This is a genomic window from Candidatus Symbiopectobacterium sp. NZEC135 (genome assembly GCF_025962695.1).
Genome location: NZ_JAGFPF010000224.1, coordinates 1 through 2,271 on the forward strand (window position 1 = coordinate 1; position 2,271 = coordinate 2,271).

Below are 2,271 nucleotides of genomic sequence, written 5' to 3' on the forward strand. Positions count from 1 at the left end.
GCCGTTGCTGCGCCTGCGGGCACTATGCCGGTGGTGCTGGGCGCAGGCTGGCCGGGCGTGCTGCTGCATGAAGCCGTCGGGCACGGGTTGGAAGGGGACTTTAACCGCCGCGGCACGTCGGTGTTCAGCGGGCAGATGGGCAAGTTGGTGGCCTCTGAACTCTGTACCGTGGTGGATGACGGTACGCTGGAAGGACGTCGCGGTTCGCTGGCGATGGATGACGAAGGCGTTGCCGGGCAGTACAACGTGCTGATTGAGAACGGCGTGCTGAAAGGCTATATGCAGGACAAACTCAACGCACGTTTGATGGGCGTAGCACCGACCGGCAATGGTCGCCGTGAGTCTTATGCCCATTTGCCGATGCCGCGCATGACCAACACCTACATGTTGGCAGGTAAATCGACGCCGGAAGAGATTATCGCCAGCGTAGAATACGGCTTATACGCGCCTAACTTTGGCGGCGGTCAGGTGGATATCACCTCTGGCAAGTTTGTATTCTCAACCTCCGAGGCCTATCTGATTGAAAACGGCAAAGTCACGACGCCGGTTAAAGGGGCAACCCTGATCGGTTCCGGTATCGAAGCCATGCAGCAGATATCCATGGTGGGTAACGATTTGGCATTGGATAAAGGCGTTGGCGTGTGCGGTAAAGAGGGCCAAAGCCTGCCTGTGGGCGTTGGGCAACCGACGCTGAAACTGGACAGCATGACGGTGGGCGGTACGGCGTAAGCCTGCGCCTGAGTCACCGTCACGCTACGATGAAAATGCATGACGGTGACTACTCAATTCCCGGGTGTGAGACGGTAATGTCAGAAATATTGCAATGTCCGTTTATGTCGATATCAATCCGGGCTTTTGCGTATAAACAGGGATATTTAGATTCAGGACACATTGATTGATAAACCTGGTGTTTTTCAGCGTCAAGGTTATTAATGATATGTATTTCAACGGTGATGTTTCCCTGATTTTTTAAAGAAAGAAACAATTTTTTACTGGGGTCACCGAGCAGTGACATCGCTTTGGCATGCTGATTAATTTGGTTCTTGATATCGATAACGCCAATTTGAGAGAGTGCAATATTTAGCGATTTTTTTTGTTCTTCTGACATTTTATTAATAATCTGTGGCAGCATGTCAACGGTAATGCGTTCATGATGGGTCGAGGTATGACAAAAATACATTTCACTTCTTGGTATGTCTTTTTTTACTTGTTCCAGATGAATGTCTCGTTCGATAAAATATTCTGGAGTGAAGGTCTTGATGTGCTCATTCAGATTGATGCTTTTGCCCGTCGTAGAGATCTCACCCGTAGAAAATAAAGCACCAATAGACAGATTGACGGTAAACGAGGTATCACTTATCGCTGTCGTCGTGTAAGTGAAGGCATCTTTAAACGCGGGTGATACCATGGCTTTTAACTGGTTAAAAGCGTCTATTTTTATAGTTGCATCATCATTGTTGATCAATTCAAATAACGCTTTTTTGGCATTTTCTTTATCGGTTCCACAAAACCAGTCTGCAATCTTACCCCAAAGGCTTTTTATTTCATTGGGATTTTTTGCATTTTTAATACCTTCTATTTCATTAAGTGAAATCGTTCTTGAAAATAGATTTCCTGAAATATTAAATGCTGTTGTCATAAATGCCCCCCTGGTTAAGGAAAGCACACTATAACAGCAAAAAGGTGAAGGCAACCTATACCAGATTGTATATTCAGGTTAATGCCGTAGTGTGAAAATAATTATTTCCCCAGTGTTTCTTCCCTATGGCTTTGATAAATCTGTGCAACATTTTTAAAATACTCCGTCATATAATTGATACACAGTTGCACCTTGAGCGGCAAATTATCCTTGCGGGTATACAACGCATACACCGGGCGCGGATCGGAGTGATAGCGACTGAACAGTATTTCCACTTCACCGCGGGCAATTTCATCGATAATCCACATCAATGGGATATAGGCAATGCCTGCACCGGTTTTGAGCCAACGCACCAACGTCTGCGGATCGTTAGTGGCAAAGCGGCCCTGCGGCGCGATTTTGGTGGAAATGCCCTCCGGGGCGATCAGTTCGAACTCACTGTCGGCGCGCACGGTGTATTCCAACCAGGAGAAACTTTCCACATCGGAAGGTTTTTCCGGGGTGCCATGCTGGGTCAAATAGCGTTTGGCAGCGCACACCACCATCGGCATCGAGCCGAGACGTTTGGCAAACAGGCTGGAGTCCTGCAAGGCGCCCACGCGGATGACAATATCCAACCCGTCCGCAATCAG

General features: G+C 48.0%; 3 protein-coding genes. 1 reads left to right on the plus strand and 2 read right to left on the minus strand.

Annotated elements, in window-relative coordinates; genetic code table 11:
* The coding region (gene tldD, locus J5224_RS25190; RefSeq protein ID WP_264627944.1) for a metalloprotease TldD at nucleotides 1-729 on the plus strand (729 nt) is incomplete at its 5' end.
* A 49-nt stretch (nucleotides 730-778) separates the two neighbouring features.
* Here tldD and J5224_RS25195 read toward each other — a convergent pair.
* Nucleotides 779-1,639, minus strand: a complete 861-nt coding sequence (locus J5224_RS25195; RefSeq protein ID WP_264627945.1) for a hypothetical protein — start codon at nucleotides 1,637-1,639, stop codon at nucleotides 779-781.
* A 101-nt stretch (nucleotides 1,640-1,740) separates the two neighbouring features.
* Nucleotides 1,741-2,271: LysR substrate-binding domain-containing protein (locus J5224_RS25200; protein ID WP_264627015.1), on the minus strand; the 531-nt coding region annotated here is incomplete at its 5' end.